Annotated in this window: 14 protein-coding genes; 7 read left to right on the plus strand and 7 right to left on the minus strand. The window is 63.9% G+C overall.

All coding sequences use genetic code 11. The annotated features are described in order from the left end of the window. Window positions 1-47: 47 nt before the first annotated feature. Window positions 48-1,202, plus strand: coding sequence for a GGDEF domain-containing protein (locus CHU95_RS21490; protein ID WP_094458405.1), 1,155 nt, complete (start codon window positions 48-50; stop codon window positions 1,200-1,202). 16 nt (window positions 1,203-1,218) lie between these two features. Here the strand turns inward: CHU95_RS21490 and CHU95_RS23110 are convergent, their stop codons facing one another. The 6 genes from CHU95_RS23110 to CHU95_RS21515 form a co-directional block, all read right to left on the minus strand. Beyond that, a complete protein-coding gene (locus CHU95_RS23110) occupies window positions 1,219-3,876 on the minus strand; it encodes a beta strand repeat-containing protein (RefSeq protein WP_094458407.1) in 2,658 nt (885 codons plus the stop codon). Between the two features lie 85 nt (window positions 3,877-3,961). Beyond that, complete coding sequence (locus CHU95_RS21500) at window positions 3,962-4,993, minus strand: substrate-binding domain-containing protein (RefSeq protein ID WP_207762580.1); 1,032 nt, start codon at window positions 4,991-4,993, stop codon at window positions 3,962-3,964. Between the two features lie 343 nt (window positions 4,994-5,336). Then, window positions 5,337-5,552: a hypothetical protein gene (locus tag CHU95_RS22240; RefSeq protein ID WP_133065616.1), complete on the minus strand. Its 216-nt coding sequence runs from the start codon at window positions 5,550-5,552 to the stop codon at window positions 5,337-5,339. Between the two features lie 78 nt (window positions 5,553-5,630). Further along, window positions 5,631-6,167, minus strand: coding sequence for a HutD/Ves family protein (locus CHU95_RS21505; protein WP_094458409.1), 537 nt, complete (start codon window positions 6,165-6,167; stop codon window positions 5,631-5,633). Further along, window positions 6,164-6,895: a histidine utilization transcriptional repressor HutC gene (hutC, locus tag CHU95_RS21510; RefSeq protein WP_094458411.1), complete on the minus strand. Its 732-nt coding sequence runs from the start codon at window positions 6,893-6,895 to the stop codon at window positions 6,164-6,166. The genes CHU95_RS21505 and hutC overlap by 4 nt, the downstream gene beginning before the upstream one ends. Then, the gene (locus tag CHU95_RS21515) at window positions 6,892-8,247 is read right to left on the minus strand and encodes a formimidoylglutamate deiminase (protein ID WP_094458413.1); all 1,356 of its coding nucleotides are present in this window, start codon (window positions 8,245-8,247) and stop codon (window positions 6,892-6,894) included. The genes hutC and CHU95_RS21515 overlap by 4 nt, the downstream gene beginning before the upstream one ends. Before the next feature lie 319 nt (window positions 8,248-8,566). On the opposite strand from CHU95_RS21515, the gene hutI reads away from it, so the two are divergent. The 6 genes from hutI to CHU95_RS21550 all read left to right on the plus strand — a co-directional run bounded on the left by hutI (window position 8,567) and on the right by CHU95_RS21550 (window position 17,370). Next, window positions 8,567-9,772, plus strand: a complete 1,206-nt coding sequence (gene hutI / locus CHU95_RS21525) for an imidazolonepropionase (RefSeq protein ID WP_094458417.1) — start codon at window positions 8,567-8,569, stop codon at window positions 9,770-9,772. Then, the gene (gene hutH / locus CHU95_RS21530; RefSeq protein WP_094458419.1) at window positions 9,772-11,316 is read left to right on the plus strand and encodes a histidine ammonia-lyase; all 1,545 of its coding nucleotides are present in this window, start codon (window positions 9,772-9,774) and stop codon (window positions 11,314-11,316) included. Before hutI ends, hutH begins: the two co-directional genes overlap by 1 nt. Window positions 11,317-11,508: 192 nt before the next feature. Continuing rightward, window positions 11,509-12,339, plus strand: a complete 831-nt coding sequence (hutG, locus tag CHU95_RS21535) for an N-formylglutamate deformylase (RefSeq protein ID WP_094458421.1) — start codon at window positions 11,509-11,511, stop codon at window positions 12,337-12,339. Window positions 12,340-12,351: 12 nt separating this feature from the next. Then, window positions 12,352-14,019, plus strand: coding sequence for a urocanate hydratase (hutU, locus tag CHU95_RS21540; protein WP_094458423.1), 1,668 nt, complete (start codon window positions 12,352-12,354; stop codon window positions 14,017-14,019). A 118-nt stretch (window positions 14,020-14,137) separates the two neighbouring features. Continuing rightward, window positions 14,138-14,857, plus strand: coding sequence for a hypothetical protein (locus CHU95_RS21545; protein ID WP_094458425.1), 720 nt, complete (start codon window positions 14,138-14,140; stop codon window positions 14,855-14,857). 296 nt (window positions 14,858-15,153) lie between these two features. Continuing rightward, complete coding sequence (locus tag CHU95_RS21550) at window positions 15,154-17,370, plus strand: S9 family peptidase (protein WP_094458427.1); 2,217 nt, start codon at window positions 15,154-15,156, stop codon at window positions 17,368-17,370. A 26-nt stretch (window positions 17,371-17,396) separates the two neighbouring features. On the opposite strand, the gene CHU95_RS21555 is transcribed toward CHU95_RS21550, so the two are convergent. Beyond that, the gene (locus CHU95_RS21555) at window positions 17,397-18,737 is read right to left on the minus strand and encodes a replication initiation protein (protein WP_165772302.1); all 1,341 of its coding nucleotides are present in this window, start codon (window positions 18,735-18,737) and stop codon (window positions 17,397-17,399) included. Between the last annotated feature and the right edge of the window lie 399 nt (window positions 18,738-19,136).

The following is a 19,136-nucleotide window of genomic DNA, read 5'->3' on the forward strand; positions in this document are numbered from 1 at the left end:
GAAAGAGATTGGTGTAGCATCGCTGCCCACACAATATTGGGTTGCCGATGCTGCCTCCCCTGGACCTTGCCACCATTTTTGCGACCAACAGCGCGATTGCGGCTGTGACGGCCCTGGTGCTGAGCGTGCTGCGGCGCAATCAGCCGGCCATCAATGGTATCGGCTCTTGGGCGACGGGGCAGGCGGCCTATGCGGTCGGCTTCCTGCTGCTTTATCTGTCGATGGCGGATGCGTTTCAGCGCTCAGCCCTACTGGGCTTTTTCTTCAGCTTTGCTGGCGCCTTGTTTACCAGCCTCGGTTTCCACCGATTTCTGGGACTGGCCCCCTGGGCGACGCGGGTGGCGGCGAGTGTATTTTTGGCGGTGCTGGTCCTTCTGCCGCTTCTGTCGCTGACGGAACGGACGGGCCTGATCATTGCAACCACCATCGCGATTCTGGGCAGCACTGCGGCAATGAATGCCTGGCTTCTGTTTCGCAATGGCCGGGGCGCCCTGCGCCCCGCCGCCATGACACTGGCTGCTCTACACGGATTATGGGCCCTCTTCGCCCTGGGCCGGCTGATTTTCATCGCTGCCCATGGGTTTGAACGGCCCGCGGCCATCGCCACGCTGCCACCGGCCATGCTGATGGCCACCGTGATGTTAACCTGCCACGCCCTGGGCCTGATCTGGCTGGTGGTGGGACGATTGCAGGAAGACCTGGTGATACAGGCCGCCACAGATCCCCTGACCGGCGCCTTGAACCGTCGCGCCCTGCTGGCCCGGCTGGATCAGGAACGGGCGCGGGCGGCGCGCGATGGCATCGGTTTTGCGCTGGCCACCTTCGATCTGGATCATTTCAAACAACTGAATGATACGCATGGCCATGTGGTGGGCGACGCCACCCTGGTCGGCGTGGTGGAAACGGTCCGGCGTCTGCTGCGCCCGAACGATGCCGTCGCCCGTTTAGGGGGCGAAGAGTTCTGTGTGCTGCTGCCGGGCGTGGTCGGCGACGATGCGCTGGCGCTGGCCGAACGGCTTCGCGAACAGGTATCGTCTCTTGTCATCAACAGCGCAGCCGGGCCCGTGCAGGTGGCCGCCAGCTTCGGTGTCGCCTGGTACGGAACCCATGGACAGGACTGGTCATCCCTGCTGAAGGCGGCCGATGGCGCGCTTTACTGCGCCAAACGCCTCGGGCGCAATCAGGTGGTGGCAGCGGCCTGACACCGTCGCGACAGCCCTACAGCACAATATCCGTGGCCGCCAGCGTGGTGACTGCCGTCAGGGTGATGGCGAAATCAGCAGTGCCGTCGCCATTGATATCCCCCAGCAATTGCAGATCCGCCCCTGCCGCCGCAATGCGCAACTGTCCCGCAACATTGGTGAAGGCTGCGGCACCGATAAAGGTGAAAGCATTGTCGGCCGGTGTGGAACTGTCGGCATCAATGCCGGAAAGGTCGATCCGGTCGCCGTCGGCCGTGGCAAAATCGGCAATGGTCATGGCGGTGGCAACAGGGCTGTCGCTTGCATTCGACAACACAAAGCTGTCAGCCCCCGTACCACCGGTCAGCGTATCCGCTCCCCCGCCGCCTGTCAGCGTGTCCGCCGCGGCGCCACCGGTTATGGCATTGGCAAGCGCGTTGCCGGTGCCGATAAAGTTGCCGCCGCCAGTGTAGATCAGATTATCGACATCGGCCGTCAGACTATAGGAAGTCAAGCTGGTCCGCACCGTATCGGTGCCCTCGCCGGCCGCTTCGACCACCACATCACCGGCATTGTCGACGATGTAGGTATCATTGCCCAGACCACCGATCAGCCGGTCGGCACCCGCCGCGCCATCCAGTGAATCATCGCCCGCCGCACCCCTCAACGTATCGGCGGCGGCGGCACCGGTCAGGATATTGTTGCTGTCATTGCCCGTGCCGGTGAAAGCGGCAGTGCCGGTATAGATCAGGTTCTCCACCTCGGCCGCCAGGGTGAAGGTTGTAAGGCTGGTGCGGACAATATCCGTCCCCTCCCCCGCCAGCTCGGTGATCGCGGCTGATCCGGCCGTGACGATATAGACGTCATTGCCCGCCCCGCCGATCAGCACATCGGCACCGCCACCCCCCGTCAGCGTGTCGGCACCGGCTGCCCCGTTGAGCGTATCATTGCCCGTGCCGCCGGTGATGGCATTGTCCAGGCCATTGCCCGTGCCGGTAAAGGCGCCAACCCCGACAAAGACCAGCGCCTCCAGCTCTGCGCCAAGACTATAGGTTGCCGAGCGTGACCGGACCGTGTCGGTGCCTTCACCGGCCAGTTCCAGGATCACATCATTGGCATTGTCCACAATGTAGGTATCGTTCCCGGCCCCACCCACCAGGCTGTCTGTGCCGCTGCCGCCGTCCAGCGTATCGTCGCCAGCCAGCCCGGTCAGCGTGTCAGCACCGGTGCCGCCGCTGATGCTGTTATCACTGCCGTTACCGGTGCCCGTCGCATCGGCCGTGCCGGTGAATTGCAGATGTTCCAGATCAGCGGCCAGGGTAAACAGGGTCAGGGCCGTCTGTACGGTGTCGATGCCATCTGTTTCCGCGATCACGTCGCCGGTATCATCAATGACATAGGTATCATTGCCTTCGCCGCCGGTCAGGGTGTCAGCACCGGCACCACCGTCCAGCGTGTCATTGCCATCACCGCCCGTGATGGAGTTGTTCCGATCATTGCCGAAACCGCGGAACGTGCCTGCCCCCAAATACAGGATATTATCCTGGGTCGCCGACAGCGTATAGGACGCCGCCGTTGTGTTGACGGTGACTTTGCCCGCAGCATCGGTCACGCTGAAGGAATAACCGAAATCCGTGACGTCCAACGACCCGGAAAAGGCCTGAAGACGGAAGATGTAGTCATCTGTGCCCAGATTGTTGGTGCGTGTCGGCCCCGAGATCAGCAGATAGACCTCTCCCAGATAGCTGAAAAGGCCGGCCGTGTTGGTCTCGTTGAGCGGGCGGCCCCGTGCGAACAGACCGTTCATCGCCTCATAGAAGGACACGCCCGTGGCACGCACAACACTGCTGCTGACCACACTGTTCACGGCGAAAGGCAATTCGACACTGTCACCCAGCAGGTTGCCACTACCGCCGAAATCGAAATTGACGATCGTATCCATACTGTTGAAGGTCAGGGCGGTTGTGAGGCGGGTATCGCTGCTGCGGGCCATGACAAAGCGATCACGGCCCGATCCGCCGACCAGGCGGTCAATGCCCGCCCCGCCGATCAGCGCGTCATTGCCGGCCGTCGCCACCAGCGTATCATTGCCAAAGCCGCCTTCCAGACTGTCATCGCCATAACCGCCAATCAGGCTGTCATGGCCCGATCCGCCAATCAGCGTGTCATTACCCATCGCCCCATCGATCGTATCGTTGCCGTCGCCACCATCGATGTAATTCTCAAACCGCTCCTTGATGTCGCCACGCAGAGTGTCTGACCGGCTGTTGTTGAAAGTCTGGACCTGTACCGGCCCCTGAATGGTTTCCGGTAACAAGGTAAACAGGCGCGGAGCACCGCCGGTCCCACCAGCATCAAAGGCGGTGATGACCGCGTTCAGCTTGTCCACCGCATAGACGATGACACTATGGGCCTCGATCCTGGTGCCGTTGTTCCAGACAAAATGCAGGATCTCACCGGGCTGAAGGTTGCGGTACATGTAGACGAGATCTTTAACCGCCACCGTGCGATAGTCGGACCAGCTATCCAGCCGGTCATCCACCATGGTGACGCTGTCCGTAGACCCGTTGCTGACCCGCTCCCCACCCCAGATCATGCCCGCCTGGTTCAACAAATCGCGGAACAGGTCGATCTCGTCAGTCGCAGGCACCCCGGCGGTGATGGCGGCATCAAGAACGCTCTTCAAGGTCTGCATGAACGCACTCCGGCGGCAAATATTTCCTGGCGCACCGGAACAAAGCCGGCGGTCTGCTCCATTGATGCAAGGGCCGAGCCAGCCTTCAGGTGCCGCGCACCATCAACTGTGCGGCCAGACTGGCCGATGCCGCCTCTTCTCCGTTGATCAGGGAGAGGATACGGCGCGCCAGCAAGGTGCCACCCGCCTGCCAATCCTGTCGTACCGAGGATAAGGCAGGTGTCAGGCTGGCGCCAAGCGGCGTATCGTCGTAACCGATCACGGATACCATATCCGGAACCGCGATATGACGTTTCCGCAAGGCCTGCAGGGCGCCGATGGCCAGAAGGTCGCTGGCCGCCAATAGACAGTCGAACGCACCGCCGCCGCCATCGACCCACTGGGCAATCGCCGCCGATCCATCTGCAAGGCTGAACGGGCAGGAAATGCCGCCGACCAACTGGCCCCCACCCGCGACCAGGGTATTGCGAAACCCCTCATGGCGCTGGGCGATGTCGGCGTGGCGGGTGTCGCCGATGAACAATCCCCGCCGACGGCCCATGGTCAGAAAATGCTGCGCCGCCAGCGCCCCCCCTTGTCGGTTATCCGGCCCGACCGTCACATAATCATGCCCTGGCACTTCGGTTCCCCAGACCACCAGCGGCACGTTGCTGTCGGCCAACAGCGCTGCCGCCTCATCCTGGCGGCCCTGGCCCAGCAGGATAAGGCCATCCGCTGTCTGCACGGCGGGCGTATGCACCCCGTCGCGGGTGGTCAACAGGACGGCATAGCCGACGCTGGTCAGTTCCTGGCAGATGCCGCCTATCAGGGCCATGGGGAACGGGTCGGACAGGGGCCGGTCGGGGTTGGGCTTCATCTCCACCACCACAGCCACCATGTTCGACCGTTGCAGGCGCAGGCTGCGTGCCGACAGATTCAGCTTATAGCCATGTTCCTTGGCCAGCGCCTGGATCTTGGCCCGTGTGTCGGGTTTCACCGTCGGGCTGTCACGCAGGGCCCGCGACACCGTAATCTTTGATACCTGCGCCAAATCCGCCAGATCGGCCATGGTCAACCGGCCAGCGGGCCCGGCCTTGGCTTCAGTCTCGGGTCCGCGGGTGGCGGCGGGCTTGGGCATCGGGCCTTCGGCAGATGACGGACGGAGATGTCGAGATTGGCACGGGAAGCGATTCTTTCCAAGGGCTTGGCAAAGTCCCATCACCCAGGCCCCGCCACCAGCTTGGAGGTCCGCACCGAAATGATACGGATATCATGAATGATCAGACGAACCACCCTGCCTGACGCTGGTTGGTGTCAGCCAATCCCTGGGTCGGCCAGGATGACGATTTGGGGGTCGATGGCGATAGGGGGCCGCGGCGGGCCATCGGCTTCAACCTGTGGCACAGGGACTTTTATCATTACGGTACCGTAATGATGTCTGGCAACAGGCGGTTCACAGAGCTGGAGGGTTTTTGAAAATCTTAGTTATTACGCAACCGGAATATTCTGCACCACGCTGGTTGATCCGCTGCGCAACACCAAGCCTTGGCCGGGTCGGCACCAATGGCGACTTCGCCGATGGTGACCAGCGACCCATGGTCGGTAGGGTCGCGATGAAAACGCGGCGGGGGATGGCCCCGCACCCAGCGCACCGGGCTGACCGACAGGTTCAGTCCCCTGAGAACCAGCCGCGCCATGCAGGTCCCCCGCCCGAACGGAAAACAAGTTACGGCCTCCGGACGGGGGCACTCTCATCATCCATAGTCCGGGTGAGTTTACCCTGGCAGTTCCGTCATCACCACCAGCAAACCCGTCCCCTCCCCCGTTACCTTTGCCACCTCATGCGGACCGACCAGCAGCGCGTCCCAGCGGCTCAAGCCCCGATAACCGTCCTCCAGCGCCAGCAGCAGCCGCACCGCCGGCACGCCGCCCAGCGCGACCGGCCCGCGCACCCGCGCCACGGAATGGCTGAAACGCCCGCGCCGTGTCATGACGTTCAGATCATGCACCGGCCCACCGGTCACCAAGGCCTGCATCGGCAGGGCCCCATCAAACGCGAACGGCGCGCTGTCGGGCGTCAGCACATGGCCGTTCAGCGCCAGGGACCCGCCCGTCAGGAGGGTCAGGGTTCGGTCAATGCCCGGAAAGGCCGAAAAGGGCCCATCCCCATCCACCCGCGCGATGGAGATGCGCCAGTCGAAATCCGACAGGCCCGCCCCTTCCGGGAAAACGGCCACCGTCGTTGTCTCGCCCCCGCCATTCTTCCAGGGCGTCGATACGCGGGTCGCCGCGCGGAGCAGAAGTCCGCTCATGCCGCAGCCCCCCCGGCACCGGTAAAGCGCGCCACCAGATCAAAGCCCGCCCCCGGAAACACCTGCCGCACATGGGTGATGGGCTGGTCCCCGCGCCAGGTGCGGCGATCCAGGATCAAACAGGCCGTGCTCTCCTCCACGCCCAGGGCACCGGCCAGCCGCGCGGCGGGCGCGGCGGTGATGCGATGCTCGGCCTCTGTCCACGGCACATGCGCCAGCAGCCAGGAGCCCGGCGCCACTTCGGTGAAATCCGCCGTTGCGGCTTCTGGCACAGCTTTCAGGCTGATCAACCGTTCCTCCACGGCAAAGGGCACGCCATCGGCCAGATGCCGGCAGGTCAGCGCCAGCACCTTGGCCCCGCGGGGCGGCCGCATCCGCTCTGGGTCGACTGACGCCGCTGGTAACACGTCGCGCGACAGCAGTTCCAGTCGGTAGATCTGGCCCCGTCCTGTCACCTCCGCCTGGATATCGGGGATGGCCAGTGCCGCCATATGGATCTGCGGACGCGACACAAAGGTGCCTGCCCGCCGGCGCCGCTCCAGCAGCCCCGCCTCCACCAGCCCTGACAGCGCCTTGTTCACCGTCATGCGCGCACAGCCATATTGCGTCATCAGCTCATGTTCGAACGGGATACGGTCACCAGGCTTCAGGGTGCCGGACAGGATGGCCCCCTCGATATCGGCCCGGATACGGGCATGCAGCGACAGGTTTGTATCGTCCAAACTCATGACAGGATGGTTCCCAGCGCCAGACGGTAACGCGCGGCGACGGCGTCGCGCACGATGTGGCGGCCCCCGCTTACCACGCGCCGGCCCCGCCGCCAAACCCCGTCCACCATGCGCTGCCCCGCAAAGATAAACCCGTCCAACAGGGCATCGCCGCGCCGCGCCGTCAGACTGGGCTGTGTGGCGTCCAGGGTCAGAAAATCCGCCGCCGCCCCCACGGACAGGCCGACATCCTTCTGGCCCAGCGCCCGCGCCCCGCCGGTCAGCGCACCGTCGAACAACGCTCGCCCCGTCGAGGGCGTATCTGCCCGACCCAGCACATTGCGCGCCCGATGGGCCAGACGCTGGGCATATTCCAGGCTGCGCAGTTCTTCTGCCGCATCGATCAGGACATTGCTGTCCGATCCGATGCCGAACAGGCCGCCAGCGGCCAGATAATCCCTTCCATTGAAAATCCCGTCGCCCAGATTGGCCTCGGTAATGGGGCACAGGCCCGCCACCGCCCCACTGGCCGCCAGCTTCGCCGTCTCCGCCGCATCCATTTGGGTGGCATGGACCAGACACCATTGGCCATCGACTGCCATATGGTCGAACAGCCACGCCACGGGCCGCTGCCCGCACCAGGCATGGCAGTCGGCCACTTCCTTCACCTGCTCAGCGATATGGATATGGATGGGGCCACCCGCCGCCAGGGCGGGCACATGGGACAGGCTGTCCGGCGTCACGGCGCGCAGACTGTGCGGCGCCACGCCCACCACTCCGTCGGGCAGCGTGGACAGGGCGGCCCGGCTGGCCTCCACCACCCGTGTGAAGCCGTCGATGCTGTTGATGAACCGCTTCTGCCCTGGCCCCGGCGCCTGCCCGCCGAAACCGCCATACTGGTACAAGACCGGCAGCAGGGTCAGCGCAATCCCCGTTTCCGCCGCAGCCTGGGCCAGCCTTGCCCCCATTTCCGCGGGGTCGGCATAGGGCCGGCCATCGACATCCTGGTGGATATAATGGAACTCGCCGACCCGGGTGAACCCGCCCTCCAGCATCTCGACAAAGGCCATGGCGGCGATGGCCTGCATCTCGTCGGGGCCGATCCGGTGGGCGAAGCGATACATCACCTCCCGCCAGGTCCAGAAACTATCCTCCCCCGGCCCCCGCCTCTCGGCCAATCCGGCCATCCCGCGCTGAAAGGCATGGGAATGCAGGTTGGGCAGGCCCGGCAGGGCGATGACGTGACGCTCGTCGGTGGGTTCAGGAGCCGTGCCGATGGTTACAGACGCGATCACGCCGCCCTGCTCCACCACCCGCACCCCCTCCGCCCATCCACCCGGCAGCAGCGCCTGCTGAAACCAGAACCCGGCCATCACCCGCTCCCCGAATTTCGTCTCTGACCTCATATTAATGTATAGACATAAATAATGTATAGACATAAAACAGGGAAAAACCAGCGCGACAGACGCCAGACGGTTCAGTGGGGAAAGGGTTTGGGCATGCGGCATTGGTTCAGTGGTCATCCCGTGATGACATCCTCCACCCGCCTTCCCGGCGAAGGCCGGGACCCAGGGGCCGCTGCTGCCACGCCTTGGCTGGAACCGTTTTATAACAAGCCCGTCCGGTCGGGCGCTTGGCCCCTGGGTCCCGGCCTTCGCCGGGAAGGCGTTGAGTGGACGGAAAGCCCCACCCATGCAGGCTGACCACCTCTGGACAAACGCGCGGCTGGCCACCATGCGCCCCGACCTGCCCGGCCTGGGGATCATTGAGGATGGGCTCATTGCTGCGCAGCATGGCCGCATCATTTTCGCCGGTGCCGCTGCCGATGCCCCCACCTTCACCGCAGCACAGACGACGGACCTTCAGGGCCGCTGGGTCACGCCCGGTCTGATCGATTGCCACACGCATCTGGTCCATGCCGGCGACCGCGCGCATGAATTTGAACGGCGCCTGCAGGGTGCAACATATGAAGAAATCGCGCGGGCGGGCGGCGGTATCCTCTCCACCATGCGGGCCACGCGGGCTGCGACCCTGGAGGCACTGACCTGCCAGACCATGCCGCGTCTGGACGCGCTGCTGGCCGAGGGCGTGACGACGGTGGAAATTAAGTCCGGCTATGGCCTGACCCTGGCGGACGAGGTGAAGATGCTGCGTGCCGCCCGCGCGCTGGCCAACCATCGCCCCGTCAGCATCGCCACCACCTTCCTAGGCGCCCATGCGGTACCGCCGGAATTTGCCGACGATCCCGACGCCTATATTGATCTGGTCTGCCGCACCATGATCCCGCAGGTGGCCCAGCAAGGCTTGGCTGATGCGGTGGACGGGTTCTGTGAAGGCATCGGCTTTTCCCTGGCCCAGGTCCGCCGGGTTTTCCACGCCGCCAAGGCCAATGGGTTGGCCATCAAGCTGCATGCCGAACAGCTTTCCAACCTGCAGGGCGCCGCCCTGGCCGCCCAATGCGGGGCGCTGTCGGCGGACCATCTGGAACATGTCGATGAACCCGCCGTGCGCGCCATGGCGCAGTCGGGCACCGTCGCCGTCATGCTGCCCGGCGCCTATTATTTCACGCGCGATACCAAACTGCCCCCGATCGACCTGTTCCGCACCCATGGCGTGCCTATGGCGGTGGCAACCGACTGTAACCCCGGCACGGCGCCGCTGACCTCTCTGTTGCTGTCCATGAACATGGCGGCGACCCTGTTCCGGATGAGTGTGGAGGAGTGCCTGCTGGGCGCCACCCGCCATGCGGCCAAGGCGCTGGGCCGCCAGCTTTCGGTGGGCACGCTGGAAGCCGGGAAATACTGCGACCTCGCCATCTGGGACATTGAGCGTCCCGCCGAACTTGTCTACCGCATGGGGTTCAATCCCCTGCATGCCCGTATCCACAGGGGGAATTGATGTCGGATTTGTTGACCGTTACGCTGCGCCCCGGCGCTGTCAGCCTGTCCGAATGGCGTCGCATCTATCAGGGTGCCGCCGTCACGCTGGAACCCGCCTGCCGGCCGGCGGTTGAACGTTCTGCCGCCACTATCGCCCGTATCATCGCCAAGGGCGACCCGGTCTATGGCGTGAATACCGGCTTCGGCAAGCTGGCATCGGTGCGGATTGCTGCGGACGATCTCGAATTGCTGCAACGCAACATCGTGCTCTCCCATGCCGCCGGCGTGGGCGATCCGATGCCGCGCAACGTGTTGCGCCTGATGATGGCGCTGAAACTGGCCAGCCTGGGCGTAGGCGCGTCCGGCGTGAAGCCGGCAACCCTCGACCTGCTGGAAGCCCTGCTGCATCACGATATCCTGCCCGTGGTCCCGGCCCAGGGCTCGGTCGGCGCCTCGGGTGACCTCGCGCCCCTGTCGCATATGGCCGCTGCCATGATCGGCCATGGCGAGGTCACCGCCAAGGGCACGCGCATGAACGCCGCCGAGGCGTTGAGCGCCGCCGGCCTGTCGCCCCTGACCCTGGGGCCGAAGGAAGGCCTGGCCCTGCTGAACGGCACCCAATTCTCCACAGCCTATGCCCTGGCCGGGTTGTTTGAGGCCGAACGCCTGCACGGCTCCGCACTGGCCACCGGTGCTTTATCGACGGAGGCCGCCAAAGGCTCCGACACGCCCTTTGACCCGCGCATCCATCTGCTGCGCGGCCATAAGGGCCAGATCGCGGTGGCCGACACGCTGCGCCGCCTGATGGACGGCTCTGCCATCCGCGCGTCGCACCGCGAGGATGATATCCGCGTGCAGGACCCCTATTGCCTGCGCTGCCAGCCGCAGGTGATGGGGGCGGCCCTGGACCTGCTGCGTCAGGCGGGCCAGACGCTGCTGACAGAGGCCAACGCCGTCTCCGACAATCCGCTGGTGTTTACCGAAGATGACAGCGTGCTGTCCGGCGGCAATTTCCACGCCGAACCGGTGGCCTTTGCCGCCGACATGATCGCCATGGCCGTGTGCGAAATCGGGTCCTTGTCCGAACGCCGCATCGCCATGCTGGTCGACCCGGCCTTGTCCGGCCTGCCCGCCTTCCTGACGCCGAAGCCCGGCCTGAATTCCGGCTTCATGATCCCGCAGGTCACCGCCGCCGCCTTGGTGTCGGAGAACAAACAGCGCGCCTACCCGGCCAGCGTCGACAGCATCCCCACCTCGGCCAACCAGGAAGACCATGTCTCCATGGCGGCCCATGGGGCCCGCCGCCTGCTGTCCATGGTGGAAAACGCCGACAGCGTGGTGGCCATCGAATATCTGTCGGCCGCCCAGGGCTGTGACTTTCACGCGCCCCTGACCAGTTCCACGGTGCTGGAGGCTTTGCGCGCCACCCTGCGCGCCGAAGTCCCGACGCTCACTGACGACCGTTATTTCCACGCCGACATCGCCGCCGCCTTGACCCTGGTCCGCACCGGTGCCCTGATCAGGACGGTGACGAAGGGCGGTGTCGAGCTGCCTGGGGTGTGAAACAATCCATTCCCTCGCCCCTTCTCTTCGTCATCCCCGCGGAAGCGGGGACCCAGCGTAAGCGGCGATAGCCGCGATATGACTCATATCGGCGCTAACCGCGCCTCTCGCTGGGTCCCCGCTTTCGCGGGGATGACGAAAAGGAGAGTATGAGGGCGCGCGTTACCCACCCCCACCCCAACGGACATCGCCATGACCGAAACACCCGACTGGCTGATCATCCACCAGGGCACCGCCCCCCTGATCCTCTCCATCCCGCATGCGGGAACGGAGATTGACTGGGCGCTGGAGGATGCGCTGGCCGATCCCTGGCGGGCGCGCAAGGATGCCGACTGGTGGGTGGGGCAACTTTACTTCTTCGCCCGCGACCTGGGCGCCACCATCGTGCAGACGACCCTGTCGCGCACCATGATCGACGTGAACCGCCCACCCGACGGTGCCTCACTCTATCCCGGACAGGCCACGACCGACCTCTGCCCGCTGACCACCTTCGACGGCGAACCCCTCTATCATCCGGGCCAGGAACCCGACGCGATGGAGGTCCTGCGCCGCCGCGAACACTTCCACGCCCCCTATCACGCCGCCTTGATGGCCGAAATCCTGCGCCTGCGCCGCACGCATCCGCGCGTGGTGCTCTATGATTGCCACTCGATCCGGTCCTGGGTGCCGCGCCTGTTCGACGGGCTGCTGCCGCATTTCAACATCGGCACGTTCGAGGGCAAAAGCTGCGATCCCGGCCTGACCCGCGTGATGGAGGCGGCGTGTGACGCCACACAGTTCAGCCGCGTGACCAATGGCCGCTTCAAGGGCGGCTACATCACCCGTCATTACGGACAGCCCGCCAAGGGCGTGCATGCGGTGCAGATGGAGCTGGCGACGCGCGGTTACCTGCTGGAACCCGACGACGACCCGGCGCCTGACAATTGGCCCCCCGCCTATGACGCGGCCTATGCCGCGCCGATGGAAAAGGCCCTGCGCACTATCCTGACCGCCTGCATCGGCTGGGCGACGGACCCCAAGTAACCGAGGGAAAACATGTCTCGCATCGACAATACCCGCGTGATCCGCGCCCCCCACGGCACCGACCGCACCGCCAAAAGCTGGCTGACCGAGGCCGCCTTGCGCATGCTGATGAACAACCTGGACCCCGACGTGGCCGAACGGCCAGAGGAACTGGTGGTCTATGGCGGCATCGGCCGGGCTGCGCGCGATTGGGCCAGTTTCGACCGGATCGTCGCGGCGCTCCGCGATCTGGAGGATGACCAGACCCTGCTGGTGCAATCCGGTAAACCTGTCGGCGTCTTCCGCACCCATGCCGATGCGCCGCGCGTCCTGATCGCCAATTCCAACCTCGTCCCGCACTGGGCCACCTGGGACAAGTTCCACGAGCTGGATGCCAAGGGCCTGATGATGTACGGCCAGATGACGGCGGGAAGCTGGATCTATATCGGCACCCAGGGCATCGTCCAGGGCACCTATGAAACCTTTGTCGAGGTGGGCCGCCGCCATTATGGCGGCAGCCTGGCTGGGCGCTGGATCCTGACCGGCGGCCTGGGCGGCATGGGCGGGGCCCAGCCGCTGGCGGCCGTGATGGCCGGCGCGTCGTGCCTGGCGGTGGAATGTCAGCCCTCGCGCATCGACATGCGCCTGCGCACCGGTTACCTGGACCGCGCCACCGACAGCCTGGACGAGGCGTTATCCATCATCGCTGAAAGCTGCAAGGCGAAAAAACCCGTCTCCGTCGGTCTGCTGGGCAATGCGGCCGATGTCTTCCCCGAACTGGTTCGCCGTGGCGTGCGGCCTGATGCCGTGACCGACCAGACCAGCGCCCATGACCCGATCAACGGCTACCTGCCCGCCGGCTGGACGCTCGATCAATGGGCCAAGGCGCGCGAAGACGACCCGAAATCCGTGGAAAAGGCATCCCGCGCCTCCATGGCGGTACAGGTCCGCGCCATGCTGGATTTCTGGAAGGCCGGTGTGCCCACGCTGGATTATGGCAACAATATCCGGCAGATGGCGCTGGAAGAAGGGGTAGCCGACGCCTTCGCCTTCCCCGGCTTCGTGCCCGCCTATATCCGCCCGCTTTTCTGTCGCGGCATCGGTCCCTTCCGCTGGGCAGCCCTGTCGGGCGATCCGGAAGACATCTATAAGACCGACGCCAAGGTCAAGGAACTGCTGCCCGACAATGGCCATCTGCACAATTGGCTGGACATGGCGCGGGAGAAAATCAAGTTCCAGGGCCTGCCCGCCCGCATCTGCTGGGTCGGCCTCGGCGACCGTCACCGTCTGGCCCTGGCATTCAATCAGATGGTGGCAAACGGCGAGCTGAAGGCCCCCGTGGTCATTGGCCGCGACCATCTCGACAGCGGCTCCGTCGCCTCCCCCAACCGCGAAACAGAGGCCATGCTCGACGGCTCCGACGCCGTCTCCGACTGGCCCTTGCTGAATGCCCTGCTCAACACCGCCTCGGGGGCCACCTGGGTCTCGCTGCACCATGGCGGCGGCGTGGGCATGGGTTTCTCCCAGCATAGCGGCGTGGTCATCGTCGCCGACGGTACGGATGCGGCGGCCCGCCGTCTGGAACGGGTCTTGTGGAACGACCCCGCCACCGGCGTTATGCGCCACGCCGACGCTGGTTACGACATTGCCCGCGACTGCGCACGCGAAAAGGGCCTGAACCTGCCGGGCATCCTGGGGTGAGACTGACCTGTCTTCTGCCGGCCGCCTCCCCTGGGTGAAGGCCGGCAGAAGATTGATTGCGGCAGCCGCATCCATATGCATAATACTCTTATTGGTAGAATTTTATGCTGATAAGAATATGCAAAGCTCTATCCCCGACAATCAGGACCCACCCGACTTCATTGAAAAGATCGCCAATCGTGCCGGCCAAATTCTATTGGGATCGGTTGCCCTGATTATCGCGGTCTGGACGTTCTATTTCAGCGTTTATGGCGAATTGCCAGCCGGAAAACCGGACGTCTGGGGCCAGTTCGGTGATTTCGTCGGTGGCACCCTCAATTCCATTTTTGCCTTTTTCAGCTTTATGATCCTGATTGCCTCTCTGCGGCTGCAGGTGAAGGAATTGCGCCTGACCCGCGAAGAACTGGCTTTGACCAGGAAGGAACTGGCGGCAACCAGTCAATCTCATAATAATCAGGTGCGGCACTTACAGAGAGAAGCTGAAAAGAAAGATCTGATCTATTCAATTGAATTTATCCTCGGTCAGAATATCATTGATAGAATAAATTTTGTCATCGTCATTGGCACCGGTCGTGATGCGACTACCATTCTGAACCTGATGGACATGAACTTTCCAACCAGGGCAGAGGTGGATCAGGCAGCGGTGGGCACCTATGACACGGATTGTTTCTTCAAGGAGCTGCACGCCCTGCACAAGCTGGACAGGGACTGTGCCGCTCTGCAATGCCTGCTGGCGGACGCACCCCTTCTGAAATGCGCCAAGGAACGGTACAGGGAGATTGTCCGCCGGCTGATCGCCAAGGGCTGGACCGACGGCTGGCACTATCTGAACCAGTAGCCCCTGAGCGCGTGCGTTTGTTGACCGGACATGCTCTGTGCGTTCAGGTGCCTTCAGCGCCGGCGCTGTTTCCGGTCTGCCGCAACCAGCGCCAACCCAGCAGTTCGATCAGTTTCGCCGCATTGTCGGCGGGGGCCGTACACCGATGGAGCGGCTGCCCGATTGGGTGGCAACGGTCCGGAACCGATAGCTGACGGCAGGCCGCTCCTCCCGGCTGACACGCGGTTGTGCTGCCCATTGCCTTTCACCGGACTTGGCGCGACAAAGACCTCAATGCCCAAACAAGAAAGCAATCCATGCGCTCCTCCCTTTCGGCCCTTCTGCTGGCCTGCCTGTCCGCCCTGCCCGCCACCGCCGAACAATTGACCATCGACCGTGTGGTGGCCAGTCCCGCCCTGTCGGGTGCGGCCCCGCGCGGGGTGGAATTCTCTCCCGACGGCACCCGCGTCACCTATCTGGAGCGCGCGGCCAGCGATGCCAGCCGCCGCGACCTCTGGGCCTATGACCTGAAACAGGGCAAGCCCGTGCTGCTGCTGGACAGCACCGAATTCGCTGCCGTGCCGGAAAGCGAAGAGGAGCGCGCACGGCGGGAACGGCAGCGCATCCCGGAAACCGGGGTGACCGAATATGTCTGGGACAATCAGGGCCTGGCCATCCTGGTCCCGAAATCGGGTGATATCTGGCTGAAACCACTCACCGGTCCTGTCCGTCGCCTGACCCGTACCGAAGAGGCGGAAACCGACCCGAAATTCAGCCCTGATGGCACCCATATCGCTTATGTGCGGGCCGGCAACCTGTATGTTCAGTCGCTCTCCACGGGCGTGGAACGGGCCATTACGACCGATGGTGGCAAGGACGCCATCTTGAACGGCATGGCCGAGTTTGTGGCGCAGGAGGAGATGGACCGCGACACTGGCTATTGGTGGTCGCCCGACGGCAAATCCATCGCCTATGCCCGTGTGGATGAAAGCAAGGTGCCACTGGTCAACCGATATGATTACGGCGCCGACGGGGTAAAGGTCATTCCACAGCGTTACCCGTTTGCGGGCGGGCCCAATGTCGCCATTCGGCTGTTGGTGGCGCCCATCGACGGCTCCGCCCCACCTGTCGCCATCGATCTCGGCAGTGACCCCGATATCTATCTGGCGCGGGTCAATTGGAAACCGGATGGCGGGTTGGCCGTGCAGCGCATCAGCCGGGACCAGAAACGGCTGGACCTGCTGTTCGCCGATGTAAAGACCGGCCGCACCCGCCTCGCCCTGTCCGACACCCAATCCACCTGGGTTGATCTGCACAAGGATCTGTATTTCCTGGCGGATGGTCGGTTCATCTGGTCATCCGAACAGTCCGGCTGGCGCCATCTCTACCTGCATGACCGCCATGGCAAACGCCTGCACGCCATCACGCGTTGCAAATGGCCGGTCAAATCCCTGGCCGGTGTTGAGACCAAGACCGGTATTGTCATGTTCACAGCCCATCGGGAAGGGCCGCTTGAGACCCATGTTTATACCGCACGGTTGGATGGCCGGGACGCTGGTAGCCCCCGACGGGTCAGCCAGGGCGAAGGCTGGCACGGGGCCGTCCTGGCCGATGCCGGCGGCGTCTGGCTGAACAGTTTTTCCAGCCCGACACAGCCGCCACAGCTCTCCTTGCGTAACCGCGACGGCCAGGTACTGACCTGGCTGCAGGAAAACAAGGTGGAGGGGGCGCACCCCTACGCCCCCTATCGGGCCAACCATATCCTGCCGGTCTATGGCACCCTGAAGGCCCCGGACGGGGCCACCCTGCACTGGTCGATGCTGAAGCCGCCCGGCGTGGATGCCGCTAACCCGGCGCCGGCCATCCTCTATACCTATGGTGGTCCCACTTCCCGCGTCGTCACAAAAGGCTGGGGCGGCCGCACCAGCCTGTTCCTGCAGGCGCTGGCCCAGTCGGGTTACGTCGTCTTTATGCTCGATAATCGTGGCACACCGGGCCAGGGCAAGGCCTTCCTGGACCAGATCTATAACGCCTTCGGCACCATCGAAAGTGATGATCAGGCGCTCGGTGCCCAATATCTGAAGACGCTGCCCTTTGTGAAGGGCGACCGCATCGGCATCTATGGCCATTCCTACGGCGGCTATAACACCTTGATGAGCCTGCTGCGCCATGGCGATCTTTACGCTGCGGGTGTGGCGGCGGCCCCGGTCAGCGACTGGCGGCTCTATGATACATTCTACACCGAACGTTTCATCGGTATGCCCGATGCCAAGGGCGGGGTCTATGACCGGGCCGACGCCACCAAACTGGCTGACAAACTGTCAAAGCCGCTATTGCTGATCCACGGCATGGCCGACGACAATGTCTTCCTCGACAATTCCGTCCGCATGGCCGCCGCCCTGCAACAGGCGCGCAAGCCCTTCGACATGATGTTCTATCCCGGCGAACGCCATGGTTTTTACGACACCAATCTGGCCGCGCATTACTTCTTGTCAACCAAGGCGTTTTTCGACCGGGAACTGATGGGGCGGTAAGGGACGCGCAGCAGGGCCCCTGCGGCTTACACCCGCAGGGCCTTGGTCACATCATCCGCCACGAGGGCAATCCAGCGCACAATGTTCTCCGGCGCGGTGGCGGCGCGCATGTCCGGTGCCCCCAGGCTCTGGGCCTTGCGATACCATTTGGCGCGCACCGCATAGGGTTCACCCGTCAGGAACTGCAGCGCCCGCTGTGCAGTGGCGGACAGGACGGGCGGTTCCGATCCTTCGGGGGTCAACCGTACAGGGGCCGAGGCGGCCGGATGCAGCTTCTCCAACCAGGCACGGAAGGCAGCGGACGGGTTGCGGCAGGGTTCTTTCTGCCGCATGGCCCATTCAGCCCAGCTAAAGATGGCGGCCTGCATGTCCACGTCGGGATATTGGGCCATCAATTCCTCAATCACCCCCAGCGATACACGCTGGATCAGGCCCAGCGTGCCCGCCGGGCCGCGCTCGCGGTCGGTGCGGCCATCTTCCAGATCGGGCGTGTCCTGATCGCGGCCATTGGTTGACGGGGCCGCCCGCCCCACCGGGGCCTTGGCAAATTCGGTGATGCGGGCCGTCGCCACCAACTCGCTGTTCGATTTCTTCTTCACATCGAACAGCAGTTTCTCCACCTTGCGGCCGCGCCCGTTGGAGCGGATTTCCTGATACGCGATCACCAGACCCGAAAGCTCGTTGATCTCTCCCACGGCGGGGTCAAGGACCCGACGCTGGAAATGGGCGTAATTGGGCATCTTGTCGGCACAGCCCAGGCTTTCACGGAGATCGTCCAGGCTCACTTCCCAGCGCGGTTCGCGCAGATTGACCCGCAGGCTGAGCAGTTCATACAGCGCCAGCGAATATTTGGAGGAGAACTGAGCACAGATGGCCAGATGGATGCGGGCCCAGGCGCCGGGCTTGGCCAGAAGCGGTCGCAGCTTGGGCGGAAATTCCCATTCGGCATAACCCGAACCGCGCGGCAGAGCCCGGAAGGAGAGCAGCGGCGATCCCCCCTCTTTCAATTGCTGGTCGGCCTCGCTCCAATAGGGGAAACGCACCAATGTCTGCATCAGCCGGTCGAAGGATTGGCGCAGACGCACATTGTTGCTTTCGGTATCATCACCGATGGCCCGGCGCAGATCGGCGGTGGAGGCCCGGAAGGGCGGCAGCGGCGCTTCCGGATCGGCCAGCTTGTCCCAGCTATAGGCCAGCAACACATTGAAAAGCTTACGATCCGCGAGTGTCAGGCCATTACCCGTCTCCATCACCTCGATCTGGGTGCGCGGTTTGGGCAGGGTTGGGTCGGTGGACAGGTCAAGGACATTGCCTGTAATGCGCGGCCGGACCATGTCCGGTTTGACCGCATTCGCCTGCGCCGCCATTGATCCCCCCACGCGCACTGTCTCAGTGCCAAAGAGCCTGTGAGTCACGTCACTGTGACAGACCATCACCTGCAGGGCACAGGGATCAAGCAGGAATTATCACCCCCGTGCGAGATGGCACAGTGAGGACTGGAAATGCCGATTCTGATCCGTGCAATCCGGCACAGAGAGGACGCCAAACCTGATAATGCCCGTGCAATCCGGCACAAGAACGGCCGAAACCGGAGAATCGGTAGGATCGGGGGGCCGTGAACACTGGCACAGCAAGGGAATCGCCCCCGTGATATCCGGCACAGGAAGCCCGTAGCACGGCGCCAGGGGGCTGGCCGAGGTGCCAACCCCGTGCGATCTGTCACAGAAAAGCCGCGAAAAGCCGCACAAATCCTTGATTCTCAACCT

The sequence above is a fragment of the Niveispirillum lacus genome, from assembly GCF_002251795.1.
GTDB classification, from domain to species: domain Bacteria; phylum Pseudomonadota; class Alphaproteobacteria; order Azospirillales; family Azospirillaceae; genus Niveispirillum; species Niveispirillum lacus.